At 60.6% G+C, this 302-nt stretch carries 1 pseudogene; it reads right to left on the reverse strand.

Annotation, left to right across the window (positions count from 1 at the left end):
• Positions 1 to 302 (reverse strand): annotated as a pseudogene (locus tag ACSIPU_RS30995) (phosphonate ABC transporter, permease protein PhnE); the annotation flags it as partial.

Here is a 302-nt window from a genome sequence, read left to right on the forward strand (position 1 = left end):
CAGCGCCAGCTGCAGGGTTTCCCAGATCAGCGGCAGCTGGATCGGCAGGCGATAGCCCCACCAGGCCAGCGACCCTTTGGTCTGCACATCGGCGAACAGGTTGCCAGCGCTCAGGGGCGGAATGGTCTCTGCCATATAGTCAAAGAAATGGGGCAGCGAGTGCCAGATAGTCAGCAGATTAAATTCCGCGGCGCTGCCGGCGGCAAAATAGAGCGCCAGCAGCAGCAGCGACCAGCAGACGGCATCGCGCTTTTGCCGCGAGCGTACCTGCTGGTAATAGCGTTCAAATTCGGTGTGGGTTG

The organism is Klebsiella sp. HN106 (assembly GCF_051209435.1).
GTDB lineage: Bacteria > Pseudomonadota > Gammaproteobacteria > Enterobacterales > Enterobacteriaceae > Klebsiella > Klebsiella oxytoca.